Source organism: Arthrobacter sp. RIT-PI-e (assembly GCF_001187915.1).
Taxonomy (GTDB): Bacteria; Actinomycetota; Actinomycetes; order Actinomycetales; family Micrococcaceae; genus Arthrobacter_D.
Window position 1 is genome coordinate 1 of the sequence record NZ_LGIU01000033.1, and the last position, 17799, is coordinate 17799.

Consider the following 17799-nt stretch of genomic DNA (forward strand, 5'->3'; position numbering starts at 1 on the left):
GGCCACCTCCCCCGGGTCGGCGCCTGCGGCGGGAGATGTGACCGCGACCCGGCCCCCACCCCCCCCCCCCCCCCCCCCCGGCCCCCCCCGCCCGGGCGCCCACCCCCCCCGCCCCCGCGGCCGCGGAGGGAGCCCCCCCGGTCCGCCCGACCCCCGAAGAGCGGCGGGGCCCGGCCCCCATGGGCCCCCCCCCGCCGTCGTGCACCGGAACCTAGAACGTGCGGATCGGGATCTCTGCCGGGTCCAGCAGCAGCGACTCGATCTCGTCGTCGAGCTTCACCAGGGTGATGGAGGCACCCGCCATGTCCAGGGACGTGCAGTACTCCCCCACGTAGCTGCGGCCCACGCTGATGCCCTGCTCCGCGAGGCGCTTGTGCGCCTGCCCGTACAGCACGTACAGCTCGCTGATCGGGGTACCGCCCAGGCCGTTGACCATGAGGGCCACGCGGTCGCCGTCGCCGTACGGCAGGTCCTTGACCACCGGCGCCAGGAGTTCCTCGACGATCTCGTTGGCGGGCATCATCTTCGCCCGGCGGCGTCCCGGCTCGCCGTGGATCCCGACGCCCATCTCGATCTCGTCCTCGCCGAGCTCGAACAGGGGGCTGCCCTTGGCCGGCGGGGTGCACGCGGTGAGCGCGACGCCCATGGTGCGGGTCACCGAGTTCACCTTCTCGCCGATGCGGATGACCTCGTCGAGGTCGGCTCCGCGCTCGGCAGCCGCGGCGACGGCCTTGATGACGAAGAAGTTGCCTGCCACGCCGCGGCGGCCGATCGTGTAGGTGGAGTCCTCCACGGAGACGTCGTCGTTGATGAACAGCGTCCTCACCTCGATGCCCTCGGCGGAGCTCATCTCCTGTGCCATCTCGAACACCATCTTGTCGCCCGTGTAGTTGTTGACCAGCAGCAGCACGCCCTTGGGTGAGGCCATGAGCTTCATGGTCTCGTACACGTAGTCGAACGGCGGCGCGGCGAACACGTCGCCCGGGCAGGCGGCGTCGAGCATGCCCTTGCCCACGATCATCACGTGCGCCGGCTCGTGCCCAGAGCCGGAGCCCTGCACGATCGACACCTTGTTCTGGTCCGGGCCGTCGGCACGCATGATCAGGTTGTACTCGGGCACGTACTTCAGGGTGTCCGGGTTCGCGAGCGCGAGGCCCTCGAGCATCTCCGGGACGAACTGCTGCGGATCGTTGACGAACTTCTTCATGAGGTCTCCACGTCGTTGTGAGTAGGGGTGTTGGGAAGGTCAGGGCCAGTCGGCCACGATGCGTTCGACGATGATCGCCACGGCCACCGCCCCGGCGTCGGGCGAGCCGATACTGCGCTCTCCGCTGTAGCTGGCGCGGCCGCGCTTGGCCTCCAGCTTCGACGTCGCATCGGCGCACTCGCGGGTCATCGTGGCGAATGCCGACCGGCAGTCCTCCGGTGACGCCCCCGCAGCGAGCTGCCGCTCGAGTTCGTCGGTCGCCGGGATCAGGGCGTCCAGCAGGGTTTTGTCGCCGAGGTCGGCGTTGCCGCGGGCCTTGATGCCGTCGGTGGCGCCGCGGAGCATGGCGACGACGGCGGCACCGTCGATCGTCTCCGTCGCCTTCGCCGCGGCGGAGGCCCGCAGGAAGGCCGTACCCCACAGCGGCCCGGAGGTCCCGCCGATCCTGCTGGAGATGGCCAGGGCGATCTGCTGCAGGAAGGTGGCGACGTCGTCGCGCTTGAAGGAGTCCCAGTCCGCCAGGACCTTCTCGAAGCCGCGCGCGAGCGAGTAGCCGAGATCGCCGTCGCCCACCACGGCGTCGAGGTCGCCGAACTCCTTCTCCTTCTCCACGGCCGTCTGCGCCAGGGAGCGCACTGCGTATTCGACGTCGGCGAGATCGGTGGCGCTCATGGGGTCTCCGTTTCAGTGGTCTGAGGGGAAGGGGCTGGGGCTGCGAGCAGCGCCTGCAGGGTTGCGAGGGTGACGACGCCGGAGGGGTGGGCGTCGTGCGGGTCGGCGAGGACCTCCGCCTGCTCGCCGTCGGGATCCCCGAGGGAGCCGACCACCAGCGATGCGCCCGTAAAGTCCTCCTCGCGAGTGAAACCGCTGACCGTGACCACGGTCCGGAGGCCCGCTCCGAGGGCGGCGCGCAACCCGTTGCTGCTGTCCTCGACGACGATCGCGTCGTCGGCGGACACCCCAAGTTCCTGCAGGGCCAGCAGGTAGATGTCCGGTGCGGGCTTCTTCGCGGGCACCACGTCCCCGGCGAACACTGCGAAGTGCTCGGCGAGCGATTCCCCGACGGCGTGCGTGAGGACGGCGCGGACGGCGGGTTCCGCGGAGGTGGAGGCGACGGCGAGCGTCCAGCCGGCGTCGTGCGCCTCCTGGACGATGCGCGCGATGCCGGGACGGGCCGGCATGACACCGCTCTCGACGAGGCCTTTGTAGACCTCGGTCTTCCGCTTGTGCCAGGAGAGGATCGCGGCGTCGACGGCATCGTCGTCCTGCAGTCCGAGGGAGTCGGTCAGATCGGGGGTGAGGATGCTCCGCATCCGCTCCTTGCCGCCGCCGATCTTCACCTTCTCCGCGTACTCCTCGACGCTCCACTGCACGGGGACGTCGAAGTCGGCGAAGGTCCGGTTGAAGGCGGGGAGGTGGCCGTACTGCTCGGTGTCGGCGAGCACGCCGTCGCAGTCGAAGATCAGGGCCGGCATGGTCAGCGGCCGCCCTTGCCCGCGCTGCCGAACTGTTCGCAGAGGTCGGTGACCATCGCGACGACGTCGGAGCGGGTGTGCTTGAACAGCGACGGCGGATCCCACTTGCTGTTCTGCTCCGCCTGCTTCAGGAACGTCAGGCTGGACTGCATGTACTGCTCCTTGAGAGCCGTGGAGATGTTGACCTTCGCGCAGCCACGGGCGATGAGGTCGGCGAACTGCTCGGCGCTGAGCCCGCTGCCGCCGTGCAGGGCGATGGGCACGTTCCGCGCCTCGACGATCTGCGTGACGCGGTCGACGTCGAGCACGGGGGCCGCCTTGTAGCTGCCGTGGGCGTTGCCGATCGAGGGTGCGAAGACGTCGATCCCTGTGGCGTCGATGAAGGCGAGCGCCACCTCGAGGCTCTGCTGCTTCGAGACCTCGTCAGAGCCGTGGTCGTCCTCGACGCCGGTGATCGCCTCGATCTCGCCCTCCACCTGGGCGCCGTAACTGCGGGCCTCGGCCACGACCTCGACGGTCTGGCGCTGGTTCTCCTCGACGGGCAGGTTGGAGGCGTCGAACAGCACCGAGTTCCAGCCGGCCTTCAGGCATTCGGTGACGACGTCGCGGTCCGGGCAGTGGTCCAGGTGCAGGGTGACGGGCACCTCGATGCCGCGCGTCATCGACTGCCACATGTCGAAGAGCACGCGGGAGCCGATGCTGCGCACGGTCTTCACGGAGGTCTGCAGGATCACCGGGGAGTTCGCCTCCACGGCGCCGGCGAGCACGCCCTCCATGGTGAGGTCGTTGAAGATGTTGATGGCGGGCACCCCGTAGCGTGCCTCGAATGCGGGGTCGACGATGTCTTTCAGCGGTACAACGGCCATGATGATTCCTCCTGGTCGGGCTGACCCCCACGCTAGGTGGGCGGGGCCGTGCTGGGTATGGGGGTTCTCCCGCCCTCCCCCCTGGGGGTAATCACCACCTCGTCAGCGGCGGACGCGCGTGGCTGAGGGGGCCGCGGCTACCCGGCCACCCACTTCGACGACGAAGGACACCCTCATGCCCCAGGGATCAGTGCTCGAGACCATCACCTCCGAGGAAGCCCGCCGCGTGATCGACGCCGCCGCGGCGAAGGCCACGGAGATCGGCCAGCCGATGGACATCGCCGTCGTGGACGCCGGCGGCAACCTGAAGGCCCACGTGCGGATGGACGGCGCGAACATCGGCAGCATCACCATCTCGATCAACAAGGCCTACACCTCCATCGCCTTCCAGTGCGAGACCGGCAATCTGCAGGGCATCACCCGGCAGGACGGCCCCATCTACGGACTGAGCGACGCGCATGGCGGACGCCTCGCGGTGTTCCCCGGCGGCATCCCACTGGTACGCGACGGCAGCATCATGGGCGCCATCGGTGTCTCCACCGGGACCATCGAGCAGGACCAGGAAGTGGCCGAGGCGGGTGTCGCCGCTTACTGATACGAATCCTGCTGCAGGGGCACCAGCATGGTGCGGTTACGTGCGCCGGTCTTCCGGAGCATCGCGCCCACGTGCTTCTCAACGGTCTTGACGGAGATCCCGAGGCGAATGGCGATCTGCTTGTCCGCCAGCCCCTCGGCCAGTAATTCTCGTACCTCCAACTCGCGTGCGGTGAGGTGGGCTGCGGTCGACACCGGCTCGGCCGTCTGCCGTGTCTCGGCGAGGCGGGTGAACATCGCCCCGTCCAGCAGGGCGTCGCCGCGGGCAGCGGCGACGACGACGCGCGCCACCTCCGCGGGCGTCGAGGACAGCGAGATGAACCCTCGCACTCCCGACGATGCCGCCGTCGCCAGTTGCTCGTCGGTCGGATGGTCGACGACGGCCACGATGGGCCGCTCAACGGTGTCCCCGCTGGACATTTGAGTCTCGGCGTACTGGCCGAGCAGTGCCTCGTCGAGGACGATCATGTCCGGCTGCAGTAGGGACACCGCTTCGGTGAGGTCCCTGAGGGTGGCGAGCTCGCCGAGCACCTGGACGGACGGCTCGGAGGTTACCAGCAGCCGCACGAGCCCGGCGCGGATAAGAGGCTGGGCACAGGCGACGACCACCTTCCAGCGTTCCCAGGAAGTATCGCCGTTGGATGAGTACGGCACCTGCGCGCGGATGCTGGTGCCCCAGCCCGGCGTCGACTCCACGAGGAGTTCACCCCTCAGGTAATGGGCACGTGCCGCCATCCCGTGGAGACCGAAGCGGCTGCTCTGTGCAGTTCCGATCCTTTCCCCTGCACCCGGGCGTTCGAATCCCCGGCCGTTGTCCTCGACCACCACGGTCATGCCGGTGGTGTCGTAGAAGATCCCGACCCGGCAGGTGGTCGCGTGGGCATGGGCCACCACATTGGTCACGGCCTCCTGGATCACCATGAACAGCTGATGGGCGACGACGGGCGCCGGCTCGTGCCGCTGCCCCGTGACGAGCAGTGTCAGGTCGATGGGGTAGCTGCTGCCCACGCGGTCGAGTTCTGCTCTGACCGCTTCCTCGAGCGTGCTGCCCACGAGGCTCGACGGCGCGAGGCCCAGCACGGTGCGCCGGGTCTCGAAGAGTGCCTCGTGGGCGAGCACGCGGGCGGAGTCGATGTACTCGATAGCGGGCGAGCCACCCGGCGTCGCCTTGTCCGCACGGTCGAGGTGCAGCAGGACCGAGCCGAGGGACCGCCCGATGGTTTCATGGACGGCCTGTACCGCCCGTTCGCGTTCAGCGGCGACAGCCACTTCGCGCTGACGGTCGGCGGCTGCCTGGTGGAGCCGGGCGTTCATGATCGCGATGGCGGCATGATTGGCGAACAGTTCCACCAGGGAGGCGTCGGCTGTGCTGAAGACCCGGCCGGGCCCGTTGCTGAAGATGGCGAAGGTACCGATGATGGTGCCGTCCCACAGGATGGGGACCCCAATGACAGCGCTTCCCCAGCGCGGGTCCGCGGGGTCGATGTGCCCGACGGCCACCGAGGCATAGCGGTCAAGGATGACCGTGCCGCGGGTGGCCACGATCTGCCCGGTGAGGCCCTCGGTCAGCGGGAACGTGCGGCCCTGGTGGCAGCCGACACCGCGGTCCACCTCCTTACGGTAGTACCCCTCAGTCTCGTAGACGATCGAGATGGAGCCGCTCTCGCAGTCGAGCAGCGCGACGGCGTGTCCGAGCACGCGTTCGAGGAGCGGGACCAGCTCGAACCGACCGGCTAGGTCACCGGCGAGCTCGGTGATGCGGTCGAGTTCGGAGAGCGAAGCATCGCTCGGTGGGATTTGGTTCGGTGGGGGAAGCTGCGGCATGGACGACACCTGTCTCCGGCAACCCGGCGCGACACTGCATCCGGGCCTTCAGGATAGCTGGCGGTTCGATTCGACGTCCTCCCGATAAAGCTGCCAACCACTCGTCACCGTGGTCGACGGCTGGGCACGGGGCGGCCTGCCGGACTCGACCGTCTCCACCTGGCGCGTCCCACTCGACGGTCCGGTCGATGGTAACGAGCATCGTTGTAATGCCATCAAGCTCCCGCCGGAACCGGACCCCTCCTCGAAGAAGACGATATTGCCCGGCAGAAGGTCCCGGGAACCGATCGGCATAGACTGAGTCTCCTCGCTGGCTACGGAAGGACCCACAATGTTGAACACCGAACGGACCGGCACCGGAAAACCACTCGTCCTCGTGCACGGGCTCGGCTCGAGCCTCCGCAACTGGGATCCCATCCTCCCCCTCCTACAGGGTCAGCGTGAGGTCATCGCCGTCGATGTCCCCGGGTTCGGGGGCAGCGAGCCGCTCGCGGGCGAGGTGACCATCACGACCCTCACGGACGCCCTCGACCAGTTCCTCGAGCAGGAGAACCTGCGCGATGCCGATATCGTCGGAAGCTCGATGGGCGCACGGATGGTGGTCGAACTGGCGCGGCGGGGTCATGCCGGGAACGCTGTCGCCCTCGATCCCGGAGGATTCTGGAACGACACTCAGGTGCGCATCTTCAACGGCAGCATTACCGCGTCCATCGCGCTGGTACGGCGCCTCCAGTCCGTCCTGCCGTCACTGGTCCAGCAGGCTGCGGGCCGGACGATGCTGCTCGCCCAGTTCTCCGCGGCCCCGTGGAAGCTCGACCCGGACCTCGTCCTGACAGAGCTCCGCGGATTCGCCTCCTCGCCCAGTCTCGACGAAGCGCGTAAGTCGCTCGCGCACGGACCGCGCCAGGCAGGCGCGCCACAGGGGATGATCAAGGGCACGCTGACATTCGGCTGGGGCCGGTCGGACAGGGTCACCCCGCTCAGTGAGGCCGCCGTCGCCATGTCGCTCTACCCGGACGCCACCCTGCACGTCTTCGAGGACTGCGGGCACTTCCCGCACTGGGACCAGCCGCAGGAGACGGCCCGGTTCATTCTCGACGCCACCGCTGCTGGGTCGTAGTAATTATCCTTTGAGCCACACACCTGGCCTGCGTGCTGATGACACCTCAGTACAGAAGCTGAGTGCGGGCACTTACACCTAGATGGATTTCGCCGTCGCCCGGTGCTATTACCGCAGCCCGACCGACGTAACACAATTCTGGATTTCGCTCTTCCGCGGCATTGTGCCCATCTACTGATTGTTCTAGCAAAGATCTCGGCGCGCGCGGCAATCTGTTTATCCGTCAGCTCCTTGTCAAGCAGATTGCGCACTTCGTGCCCTGAAGGTATGAATGGTGACCAAAAGTGATCTAATCTCATTATGCACAACACAAGGGAAATTATAATGTGGATGCTGATTAAAGCCTGGGAATTGTGAGATTTCGGGATCTCACCAGTAAAGGATATTGATCTAGAGGGCGAAGTCCTGTATTAACTCCACCCTCCACAAAAGCCGTGAAGGCACTTCGAGTGCTACGTCTCCCCGAGCTGTTCATCCTCTTCCGTAACCTATAACTTCGTCGAGACACCCTCCCTAACATACGTAAACGTCTTACATCCAAGGTTGGCTTCAAGGGGTCGTTGCAACACCTATTCGATGAGGTGTTGTTGTGGGTGGAAATCAGGCTTCGAGGGATCGACATGATCGGTTTTGGCAGCTCCTTCGGCAGGGTTACACGGCCGGAGCGGCATGTGAAGCTGTGAAGGTGCATAGAAGCCAGGGCTATCGGTGGATCAAAGCAGCGGGAGGCCGGTTCCCCGTCGGGGAGCGACCGCAATCGGGGAGGTATCTGAGCCAGGACGACCGGCTGAAGATCGCGGACCTGCGCCTGGCCGGTGCGGGCGTTCGGCGTATTGCCAAAGAACTCGGCCGGGCACCATCGACAATTTCCCGGGAGCTGCACCGCAACAGCAGGCAGAACAGCGGCGCTTACCGCCCCTACGCAGCGCAGAAACGATGTGATCTGCGAGCCCTTAGGCCCAAACCGGGCAAGCTCACCGACCCTCGGTTGGTTGCCGTAGTTGAGGAACGGCTACGGAAGAACTGGTCACCACAACAAATCAGTGATGATTTGAAACGGGTGTTCGCCGGGCGGAGGGAAATGCAGGTGTCCCACGAGACGATCTACCAGTCCCTGTTCGTCCAAGGCCGCGGACACCTGCGCGCTGACCTGCACCGACACCTGCGAACCGGGCGGGCTGTCCGCCAGCCCCGCGGCCTGCATTTCACCTCGAAAGGACGTATCCGCGACAAAATTATGATCAGTGAACGCCCCGCCGAAGCATCCGACAGGGCAGTGCCAGGGCATTGGGAAGGTGATCTCATCGTCGGCTCCGCATCAGGTTCTGCGATCGGCACCCTTGTCGAACGAACCACCCGCTATCTGATGCTGGTGCATCTACCGGATGGGCACAGCGCGGAGAATGTCCGTGACGGCCTCGTGGCCACGATCAGCACACTGCCGGCCCACCTGCGCAGATCACTGACCTGGGACCAGGGCACCGAAATGGCCCGCCACCGCGAGGTTACGCTCGCCACCGATATGGCAATCTTTTTCTGCGATCCCCACTCGCCATGGCAGCGGGGGTCGAATGAGAATACAAACGGGCTGCTGCGTCAGTATTTTCCCAAGGGGACCAACCTCAACGCTCACAGCGCTGAACACCTTCTCGAGGTGGCCACCGAGCTCAACCAACGACCCCGTAAGACCCTCAGCGGAATCACACCGGCCGCATCACTCGAAAAGCTACTCTTGAACTCACCGGAACCGTCTGTTGCGACGACCCTCTGAAACCGCCAATGGGATGTGACACACTACGTCGAGACACTACCTCTCCCCCGCCGTCACAAGTCAGTTGGCGTCTCACTACCATGCTTCATAAGTGAATGGTCGAAGTTATGACAGCGGGGTAGGTTCGGAGACAACTCTCGGTCACGTTCGTATCACGGTCAGCCGAGCGAGCTGGGTCGCTTCGACAGCGACCTAGTGGAAGCTTCGGTAACGTCGTTGTGAAAGTCACTACGAAGTCGCCGCTGGGCACGACGCCCGACAGGGGCGCGGGCTCATCAGTATTGGCAACGAGGCTACTTTGGACCAGAGCGGCAGCAACATGGGTGGCGACCTAGAAATGGTCCACGTGCTGTCCTCGTTCGAGGACGCGACCGACGAGCTTGGCGTCATTGAACTCCTGTAGACCGGCTTGTCGTTAGCGGATGCGAAACTCGGCTTACTCAGCCCTACCGCGGGTTACGGCTCCTACCGCTTCGTCATACAGGTCTATCAACTGACCGGCGAGGGCAAGGTCCAGGGCATCATTACCGCGTCACCTAACAAGCCTGTTACGAACGCCCATGGGCACAAGTGGCCCGGACACATGGAGCTGCTCGCGCACGAGTTCTGGGTGAAAAACTTCAACCTCGTCCTGTCTACATCTGACCTCTACTTTTTGCACCCGACCACGCGTGTCTCCCTGCAGCTGCCCATTAAGGACGTAACGCCGTAGCGCACCACGAACGTGATCAAACTTATCGGCGCATTTATGAGGACCCCAGATAACCCGGATGACCCAACTGGTTTTGCTGGCCTCAACGCGCACGCAGGTGCGAACCGCCTGTTTGAAAAAGAGAACGCCGGCATCCTTGACCCTCCGTGGCCGCTGCCCGTGCAAAGGCGTCAATGTTCACGAGCTCAACTCCGCGGACGCACTCATTTCCACCGCGGCTAAGGGCACATTGAATATGGTTATCGCCCGCCATCACGACCATGGACACGCAATCTGAAGGCGGTCTACGGCGACAACGGCGTTAACCTTACCGTCGACCTGCCCGTCATCTACGTCTTGATAGACCACGGCACAGCGTTCGATATCGCTGACCAGGGCGTCTCCCACCAGGCCAGCCTCGTGCTGTCCGTGTAGCGAGCTGCTGCCCTGGCGCCGGGGTAAAACCATATCTAGCCGGACCGCGCAGAAGTAGCGGTGCGCCGGGTGGACAACATGTTGCCCGCCCCGCCGTCGTCGTTACGCGCCCGCAGGACACACCACACCTAGGATCGAACCCATGACGAACCGTGAAGAGAAGGACCCGCCTATTCCCAGCTTCCTCGAAGGCATCAAGCTCAAACAGGTCCACGACGGCAAGGTGACCGAGGACGATGACGACTCGGCAGCGGATGACAGCAAGGATATCTAATGCCCTAATACCCGGGCATCGTCGTCGGACTGACTCCGATCATTGCGCGTCAATGTCTTTCGGGGAATTCTCAACCACCGCTCGTGAATCTGAGCAGATCATCATGCCAGTACCCGATAGTCCGGAACGGGCGCTCGACACCGGCGGACCTCTGCATCTCTAGCTCGGCGGATACCTATCTACCCAGATTTTGAACCACTCACTCCAGTCGCATATATCGCTACCCTGCGAAACCCAGCTGTAGACGACGTGCAGCGTTTCCCGTTCCATAGTGCAGCAGGCACTCGGGGTGCTGGCCGATGAGGGATTGATCGAGCGCGGACGCGGCAGCACCGTGGCCCCTCGGCGGAAGCACCCCTCCGGGTTGTCCACGTAACTCGGTAGCACCGGAGCGCATGTCCCGACCGAGGTGCTGTCTATAACGGTGCGGAACGCTGACTCCGCCCCCGCGGCCCTCATTACCGGTGGGTTCTATTTCTCTAGTGTTTATACTCGGCCGATGGTGTACCTATCGCCATTATTCACACCTCACTCCCTGTGCCTGCCTTCTCCGTTCTGACAACCGAGGTCCTCACCGACGCTTCATGGCACGCCGTGCTCAATGAGAAGTACGGCGTGCAGATCACCTCCGGGAAGCGGTAGATCAGAATGGTGCCGGTGCAACAGCAACAGCCTGCAGCTGTACCGGCTGAATATCGGCTCTCTCACGCTCCTGCTCGAGGGGATGAGTTACCACCAAGACGGTACTTCGGTAGAAGTTTTCTCGACGTACCACCACCCAGACCATGTGGTGTGCGACATCAACATCGAGCTGGAAGCGACGGCGTCCATCAGCATGCGATCACTAACATCGTGCATTGAGAAGATCGAATCGGTGGCAGAGATAGCTCGCCGGCTCAATGGTGACCTACTGAACTTGGCTAATAAGGTACCAATGTCCGATCGGAGCGGCGTCTACTAGGGTCGAAGAAAACGGTGCTGATACTTCGCCCCTGATCAGTAGCAGCCTTCCATCGCGAGCAAGGTGACCCATCATGTCCGACGTCGAAACCACCGCCAGCACAGCGATGCCGAAGTGGTACGAGTTCATGCGACCTGTGCTCGAAGTTCTCTCTGACGGGAGGACGAGGACGAGGCGTGAGCTGATTGCCAATGTGCTGGATGAGCAAGCCGTTCCGATGGGCCAGCGCGAGATCCTCCTCGCATCAGGACAGTCGAGCGTGGAGAACCGTGTCGGCTGGGCGATGTCGGACCTGACACGGGCAACAGCGGTGGCAAAACCTGAACGGGGACGCTTCACGATCACCGAGGTCGGTCAACGTCTACTTGCTACTCATACGGGACACATCACCAAGGAAATCCTCCGAGCCATACCGGCATACAACGATTACGAACCACGTCGCCAGAACGTCTCGGTGAGCACCACCCCTCGCGGACAGATCGATGAGAGCTCTGAACTGGATCCCACAGAGCAGATCGAGAGTGGCATCGAACTCCTGCGAGCCGACGTGGCCACGGACCTCCTAAAGCGGCTCCACCAGCGTCATCCTGACTTCTTCGAGGAAGCCGTGGTGAAGCTACTCCTCGCCATGGGATACGGCGGCGCGGACAACCGCGGTCGGCGCATCGGAGGAAGCGGCGATGGCGGTGTGGACGGGGTCATCGATCAGGATGCCCTTGGACTTGACCAGATCTACATCCAAGCTAAGCGCTATGCGCCGGAATCCACCGTGGGGCGAGAGGCGATCCAAGCCTTCGTCGGAGCGCTTGCCGGACGCGGCGCCACCCGTGGTGTTTTCATCACCACGAGTAAGTTCTCCACTCAAGCCCTCGATTACGCCCACGCTATCCCGACACGCATCATCCTGATCGACGGCAAACAGCTCACGAACCTGATGATCCGTCACTCGGTCGGGGTACAGACCGCAAAGGTGTACACCGTTGTGGAAGTCGACGAGGACTTCTTCGAGTAGGCGCTCAACTACGTTCGATCCCGTCCACCCACAACACGATGCTTGGGTTCTTGCGGTGATTGCAACACTTAGCGAATGGGTGTTGATATGGCGGGCTACTCGATCTATCTGAGACCGGATCTGCTGCAGGTGTTTTGGGCGGGCATGCAGGCTGGTGAGTTCATCACGGACGCTGTCGTTCCGCTCGGGACGAGCAGGCGTACCGGGCGCCGGGTACTGGCCGAGGCCGGCGGTGTCCGACCCCGCAGGGGCAGGGATCTGAAGGGACGGTGCTTGTCGTTCGCGCAGCGGGAGGAGATCGCGGTCCTACGCGCTCAGGGCCTGTCCTTGCGGCAGATCGCGGTGGTCATCGGGGTATCAGCCTCGACGGTCTCGAGAGAGTTGGCCCGGAACAGTCGGCCCGGGGTGCCGTATCGGGCGACGACCGCGCACGTCATGGCGTACGAGCGGGCGTCTCGGCCGAAGCCGGCGAAGCTGAATACCAACGTAGGTCTGCGTGCGAGGGTGGAAGCTGACCTGAGGAAGAAGTACTCACCCGAGCAGATCAGCGGGCGACTACGACGCCAGTTCCCCGAGCAAACGGAGATGCGTGTGTCCCCGGAGACCATTTACCAGTCCCTCTACGTGCAATCCCGGGGGGCGTTGAAACGTGATCTGAGCGCGTGTTTACGCACCGGCAGGGCGGTGAGACGGCCGTGCCGGAAGGCCGGGCAGCGTAAGAATCGGGTGCCGGACATGATCAACATTTCCGAGCGACCCAAGGACGTCGAGGACCGTGCGGTGCCCGGTGCGTGGGAGGGCGATCTGATCATCGGGAAAGGGAACCTGTCCGCGGTTGGGACCTGGTGGAGCGCAGCACCAATTACACGATGCTCGTCCACCTGCCCGATGGGTATAAGGCTGAGCAGATGCGGGACGCGTTGACCGCGAAGATCAAGACGTTGCCGGAGGCGTTGCGGCACTCCCTGACCTGGGACCAGGGCACGGAGATGCGGGAGTGGAAGTCCGTGAAGATGGATACCGGAATTGAGATCTACTTCTGTGATCCGCACTCGCCTTGGCAGCGAGGTATCAACGAGAACACGAACGGTTTGCTCAGGCAGTACATGCCGAAAGGCACCGACCTGAGCGTCCACAGCGAAACCGACCTCGACTGGATCGCGGCTGAGCTCAATGACCGGCCACGGAAAAGACTAGGGTTTCAGAAGCCGATCGAACTGATCGAAAACCTCCTGTTGCAATGACCGCCAGAATCCGCCGATGTCCATTAGGTACAGCGAGGGAACGTGCTGGAAGGCTTTCGCTATTTCGCGAGCCCTTGCGAACCTGACGGGAAGATCCACGGCACCCTGCACTTTCAACGCCTGAGTCGGAACCCACTCCTGGGAACGTCGGCGACCACAATGAGCGCTGCTCTCCAGTGCGGAACCTCCTCCCGCAGCTCGAGCAGGCATGAATTTCAGGTGTACTGGACATGAACGGGTACCGTTAAAGCTCTGATCTTTCCACGCCCGAGGACGGGCCCGATCCCAGGCCTGCATACTGACCGGCCTCCGGATCCCGAAACGCGAGGTGCTGCCATGTCCGGTCCGGTACTCCATGCCGCCCGCCGAACCGGCGTCGTCGTGGCCGGGATCCTGACCTACGTGCTGATCTGGGCAGGGCTCACCCTCCTCGTCGCGGCAGTGGGGATCCGCCACTTCTGGGGCACCATCTCCGTGAACCAGATGCGCCTGAACCTCGTCTCCGTGGAGACCGACGGCGGGGGCGGGCCGATCGTGTGGATCGGCATCCTCGGCGTCGGCGTGGCACCCCTCCTGGTCACCGCGGCGATAGCCTTCTGGGACATCCGACGTCGTCGTACCTCCCGCCGCGAGGATCGCGCCGCACCGGGCCGCCCCTGGATCCGCCGCACCGTCTCCACCGCCCTGGTGGCCACGCTGGTGGTCACCGGCGCCACGGCCTTCTCCACCACGGTGGGCGTGCGGGAGTACATCCGCGCGGCCCAGTCAGATCAGGACCTCGACGACTACTACGTGGAGCCCGCCGTCACCGCCGGACCGCAGAAGCGCAACCTGGTGCTCATCTACCTCGAATCCGGTGAGGCCACCCTCGCCGATGACGAGTTGTTCGAGAAGGACGCCTTCGCCACCCTGAAGGACGCCACCCGCGAGGCCGACGGCTGGCGGAGCGTGGAGGACTTCCAGCAGTACGAGGGCGGCAACTGGACCATGGCCGGCCTCGTCTCCACCCAGTGCGGTGTCCCGTTGAAGGGCGCGAGCTCATCCACGGACAGCGGCTCGGCAGCTCCGGTGGAGGACGACGGCGACACCTACCTCGACGGGCTCACCTGCCTCGGGGACGTGCTGGCCGAGCACGACTACACGAACGTGTTCCTCGGCGGCGCGAACTCCTCCTTCGCGGGGAAGAGCACCTTCCTGGAGACCCACGGGTACTCCGAGGTGAGGGGGCTCGCAGACTGGCGCGCGGCCGGGGAGCCCGAGAGCAGTTTCCGCAGCGACTGGGGACTGAGCGACGAGCGTCTCTTGGAGCAGGCCAAGACCCGGCTCAGGGAGCTGCGGGCGGAGTCGGAGCGCACCGGGGACCCGTTCAACCTGTCCGTGCTGACCCTGGACACCCACGAACCGGTGACCGTCTACGACTACTGCAGCGTGGACACGGAGCAGGTGGTCACCTCCGTGTTCGCCTGCTCGATGGACCTGGTGGCGGAGTTCGTGGACCACCTCGAGGTCGAGGGGTACCTGGAGGACACCGCCGTGGTGATCATGGGCGACCACCTCAAGCACATGTCCGCGGGCGATGCCTTCCACGAGCAGCTCGGCGACCACCCGAACCGCACCGTGTTCAACCGTATCCGGGTCCCGGGCGCGGACGGGACGGCTCCCCTCCGGCCGGGCGTGGACCAGCTGAACATGCTCCCCACCATCCTGGAGGCGGTGGGTCTCGATCCGGAGGAGCGGCAGGCGGGCGTTGGCGTCTCCGCCTTCGCGCAGGAGATCCCGGGGCACTCGGCGCAGGCGCTGGGGTCCGAGCACTACGGCGACCTGGTCAGATCGCTCTCACCGCGGTTCTACGGGAAGGCCTGGGCGGTCGGCGGCAGCGACCGGTAGGAACCCCGTTCACCCGGTGTGGCACCCGTTTCGTCACGCGGTTCGGAGCACTACAGTCGTGCTCACCAACCACACCAGGAGTACGGGGACCATGAAAGCACTGTTCGATTTCTCCTTCACCACGTTCGTAGCACCCAGCATCGCGAAGATCGTCTACCTGCTCGTCATGGCGGTGATCGCGGTGTCCTACCTCCTCTTCGTGGTCACCGCGTTCCAGGCGAGCACGGCGTTCGGCGTCGTGGTGCTCCTGGTGGTCGGGCCACTGTTCGCCCTCTTCTACCTCGTGCTCGCGCGCGTGGGGCTGGAGTCGCTGATCGCCACCATCCGCACCGCGGAGAACACCGGCGAGTTGGTCCGCCGCTCCGGTGGCACGGCACCGGGTGGGGTGACCCCTCCCAGCTACCCGCCGACCCCTCCCACCTACTGAACGCAGCCGGCTCACCGATGGGACCGAGGAGGCCCACCGCAGCACGGTCCGCGGTGGGTCTCCTTGCTTTGGCAGGGGCTGGACGACGACGTCCGCAGGCGCCTACGAGCCCGGCCCGCCCACGTGCGGCCCCGCTGCACCCCAGCTCTCCAGCACCGCGCCCACGCCCGCCCGCCGCCCCGTGCCGACGGCTCCCCGGTACGCGTCCTCAACGACGTCGTCGATCAGTACCCGCCGCCCGGTGGACGCCGACCGCACGGCGGCCTCCACCATCGCGAGGCTCAGCACGTTCGAGTGCACCTCCCCCGACGGCGTCTCCCCGGTCCGCAGCGCCGCGACGAAGTCCACCAGCGCGCCGGCGATCTCCCCCTCGGGCGTGGCCGGCTCCGCAGTGGCAGCGCTCGCGAGCAGCTCCGCCACCGGCCCCCCCTCGCCGTCCCACACGGCCGACCCGCCGGCCCCGTCCCCCCGCCCGGCCCCGTTCCACGACGTCTCCAGGCCGCCCGCGCACCAGCTCCCCGTGTACACGTGGCGGGTACCGCCGCTCATGGTGAACACGGCGGTCGCTGCGGCGTTCCCGCGGTACCAGCTCCAGGAGGGGTTGAACTCCTCGCAGTACACGGACACCGGGTCCTGGTCGAGGAGGAAGCGCACGGCGTCGAACGGGTGGATGGCCATGTCCACCAGCAGCACGTGCGCCATCTCCTCACGGAAGCCGCCGAAGTGCGGGGCCTTGAAGAACTCGGTGGTCACCACGCCGACGTCCCCGAGCTCCCCGGCGAGCGCCTTCAGCCGCGTGAGCCCGCGGACGTACCGGCGCGACTGGCTGATCATCAGCAGCTCCCCGCTGACCTCGGCCGCCGCGGCGAGCTGCAGCCCCTCCGCCACCGTGGGCGCCACCGGCTTCTCGCACAATACCGGCAGCCCGGCGAACAGGGCCTCCACGTTCACGGGATGGTGCGCGGCGGGGACCGTGACGTTGACGACGGCGGTGGCACCCGTGGCGCGCGCCACCTCCGCCACACTCGTGCCGAGCTCCACGCCGTCGAGCCCGAACTCCTCCACGGCGGCCCGCGCGGTGTCGAGGTCCAGGTCCACGAGACCCACCAGGTCGACGTCGTCGTTGGCCTGCAGGGTCCGGATCCACGCCTTGCCCATGCCGCCCGCACCCACCTGGACCACGCGCAGGGGTACGCCGGTATCGAGCGTCCGGAAGGTCCTCATCCCGGGATCGCCCCCTGGTAGCCGTGACCGGTGCGGAAGTCCCCGGTCTCGTAGCGCAGCAGCACCGGGTCGGTGCGCTCAGGGCGCAGGGTTCGAGCCCACTCCACGCCGTTGGCGATCACGCGGCGCACGTCCGGGTGGTGGTACACCGGGTAGTCCTGGTCGCCGGGGCTGAAGAAGAATATCTTCCCGAAGCCCCGCTTGAAGGTGCAGCCGCTGCGGACCCCCTCACCGCCGCTGAAGGTGCTGAGGAAGATCAGCTCGTCCGGCGCAGGGATGTCGAAGAACTCCCCGTACATCTCCTGCTCCGGGATGATGAACGGGTGCGGTACACCCTGCGCGATCGGGTGGGTGGGATCCACGGTCCACACGATCTCGCGGTCCGCCTCCGAGCGCCACCGCAGGGTGCACGAGGTGCCCATCAGCTTCCCGAAGATCTTGGACCAGTGCCCGGAGTGCAGCACCACCAGGCCCATGCCGGCGAGGACGTGGCGGTGGACGCGCTCGACGACGTGGTCCTCCACCTCCGCATGGGCCGCGTGCCCCCACCACACCAGGACGTCGGTGTTCTGCAGGACGTCCTCGGTGAGGCCGTGCTCGGGATCGTCCAGGGTGACCGTGTTGACGCTCGCCCGCTCCCCCAGGTTCTCCTCGATGCCGGCGCGGATGGTGGCGTGCATGCCGTGCGGGTAGATCTTCGCGACCTTCGGTTCCACCTGCTCGTGGCGGTTCTCGCCCCAGACGAGGACGCGCAGGGGTTCGGTGCTGGTCACGGTGTCTCCTTCAG

16 protein-coding genes and 2 pseudogenes are annotated in these 17799 nt (G+C 65.4%); 11 read left to right on the forward strand and 7 right to left on the reverse strand.

Translation table 11 applies throughout. The features are described 5' to 3' along the window. Positions 1-211: 211 nt before the first annotated feature. Genes dhaK through AC792_RS01470 form a run of 4 tightly spaced genes read right to left on the reverse strand, consistent with a single transcriptional unit; the run spans position 212 to position 3548 of the window. Positions 212-1207: a dihydroxyacetone kinase subunit DhaK gene (dhaK, locus tag AC792_RS01455; protein WP_049828816.1), complete on the reverse strand. Its 996-nt coding sequence runs from the start codon at positions 1205-1207 to the stop codon at positions 212-214. Between the two features lie 39 nt (positions 1208-1246). Continuing rightward, complete coding sequence (gene dhaL / locus AC792_RS01460) at positions 1247-1879, reverse strand: dihydroxyacetone kinase subunit DhaL (RefSeq protein ID WP_049828817.1); 633 nt, start codon at positions 1877-1879, stop codon at positions 1247-1249. Continuing rightward, complete coding sequence (locus AC792_RS01465; RefSeq protein ID WP_049828818.1) at positions 1876-2682, reverse strand: HAD-IA family hydrolase; 807 nt, start codon at positions 2680-2682, stop codon at positions 1876-1878. The genes dhaL and AC792_RS01465 overlap by 4 nt, the downstream gene beginning before the upstream one ends. A gap of 2 nt (positions 2683-2684) precedes the next feature. Then, entirely contained in the window at positions 2685-3548 is an 864-nt protein-coding gene (locus AC792_RS01470; RefSeq protein WP_049828819.1) for a class II fructose-bisphosphate aldolase, read from the reverse strand. 175 nt (positions 3549-3723) lie between these two features. Between AC792_RS01470 and AC792_RS01475 the strand changes: the two genes are divergently transcribed. Beyond that, positions 3724-4143, forward strand: a complete 420-nt coding sequence (locus AC792_RS01475; protein WP_049828820.1) for a GlcG/HbpS family heme-binding protein — start codon at positions 3724-3726, stop codon at positions 4141-4143. On the opposite strand, the gene AC792_RS01480 is transcribed toward AC792_RS01475, so the two are convergent. Beyond that, on the reverse strand, positions 4137-5966 hold the full coding sequence (locus AC792_RS01480) for a hybrid sensor histidine kinase/response regulator (protein WP_049828821.1): 1830 nt from the start codon (positions 5964-5966) through the stop codon (positions 4137-4139). The genes AC792_RS01475 and AC792_RS01480 overlap by 7 nt on opposite strands. A gap of 331 nt (positions 5967-6297) precedes the next feature. Here AC792_RS01480 and AC792_RS01485 point away from each other — a divergent pair, with 331 nt between their 5' ends. The 10 genes and pseudogenes from AC792_RS01485 to AC792_RS01505 all read left to right on the forward strand — a co-directional run bounded on the left by AC792_RS01485 (position 6298) and on the right by AC792_RS01505 (position 15788). Beyond that, on the forward strand, positions 6298-7086 hold the full coding sequence (locus tag AC792_RS01485; protein WP_049828822.1) for an alpha/beta fold hydrolase: 789 nt from the start codon (positions 6298-6300) through the stop codon (positions 7084-7086). Positions 7087-7675: 589 nt separating this feature from the next. Continuing rightward, positions 7676-8857, forward strand: a complete 1182-nt coding sequence (locus AC792_RS15970; protein ID WP_082177250.1) for an IS30 family transposase — start codon at positions 7676-7678, stop codon at positions 8855-8857. 409 nt (positions 8858-9266) lie between these two features. After that, positions 9267-9569, forward strand: a complete 303-nt coding sequence (locus tag AC792_RS18100) for a 4-hydroxythreonine-4-phosphate dehydrogenase PdxA (RefSeq protein ID WP_082177251.1) — start codon at positions 9267-9269, stop codon at positions 9567-9569. 273 nt (positions 9570-9842) lie between these two features. Beyond that, positions 9843-9983, forward strand: a complete 141-nt coding sequence (locus AC792_RS18105) for a 4-hydroxythreonine-4-phosphate dehydrogenase PdxA (protein ID WP_442853591.1) — start codon at positions 9843-9845, stop codon at positions 9981-9983. Positions 9984-10125: 142 nt separating this feature from the next. After that, positions 10126-10257 carry a hypothetical protein gene (locus tag AC792_RS17870; RefSeq protein ID WP_268753329.1) on the forward strand — a complete coding sequence of 44 codons (132 nt, stop codon included), beginning with the start codon at positions 10126-10128 and terminating at the stop codon, positions 10255-10257. Positions 10258-10752: 495 nt separating this feature from the next. Continuing rightward, positions 10753-10899: pseudogene (locus AC792_RS18110) on the forward strand (UTRA domain-containing protein); the annotation flags it as partial. 392 nt (positions 10900-11291) lie between these two features. Further along, the gene (locus tag AC792_RS01490) at positions 11292-12230 is read left to right on the forward strand and encodes a restriction endonuclease (protein WP_200903342.1); all 939 of its coding nucleotides are present in this window, start codon (positions 11292-11294) and stop codon (positions 12228-12230) included. Between the two features lie 75 nt (positions 12231-12305). Continuing rightward, positions 12306-13474: pseudogene (locus AC792_RS01495) on the forward strand (IS30 family transposase). Between the two features lie 336 nt (positions 13475-13810). Next, entirely contained in the window at positions 13811-15361 is a 1551-nt protein-coding gene (locus tag AC792_RS01500; RefSeq protein WP_049828823.1) for a sulfatase-like hydrolase/transferase, read from the forward strand. Positions 15362-15452: 91 nt separating this feature from the next. Beyond that, positions 15453-15788 (forward strand): DUF4282 domain-containing protein, encoded by a 336-nt coding sequence (locus AC792_RS01505; protein ID WP_082177282.1) that lies wholly within the window; start codon positions 15453-15455, stop codon positions 15786-15788. Between the two features lie 102 nt (positions 15789-15890). On the opposite strand, the gene AC792_RS01510 is transcribed toward AC792_RS01505, so the two are convergent. Both AC792_RS01510 and AC792_RS01515 read right to left on the reverse strand, forming a co-directional pair. After that, positions 15891-17012, reverse strand: a complete 1122-nt coding sequence (locus tag AC792_RS01510) for a Gfo/Idh/MocA family protein (protein ID WP_049828825.1) — start codon at positions 17010-17012, stop codon at positions 15891-15893. Continuing rightward, positions 17009-17785, reverse strand: a complete 777-nt coding sequence (locus tag AC792_RS01515; RefSeq protein ID WP_049828826.1) for a ThuA domain-containing protein — start codon at positions 17783-17785, stop codon at positions 17009-17011. Before AC792_RS01515 ends, AC792_RS01510 begins: the two co-directional genes overlap by 4 nt. Positions 17786-17799 lie beyond the last annotated feature (14 nt).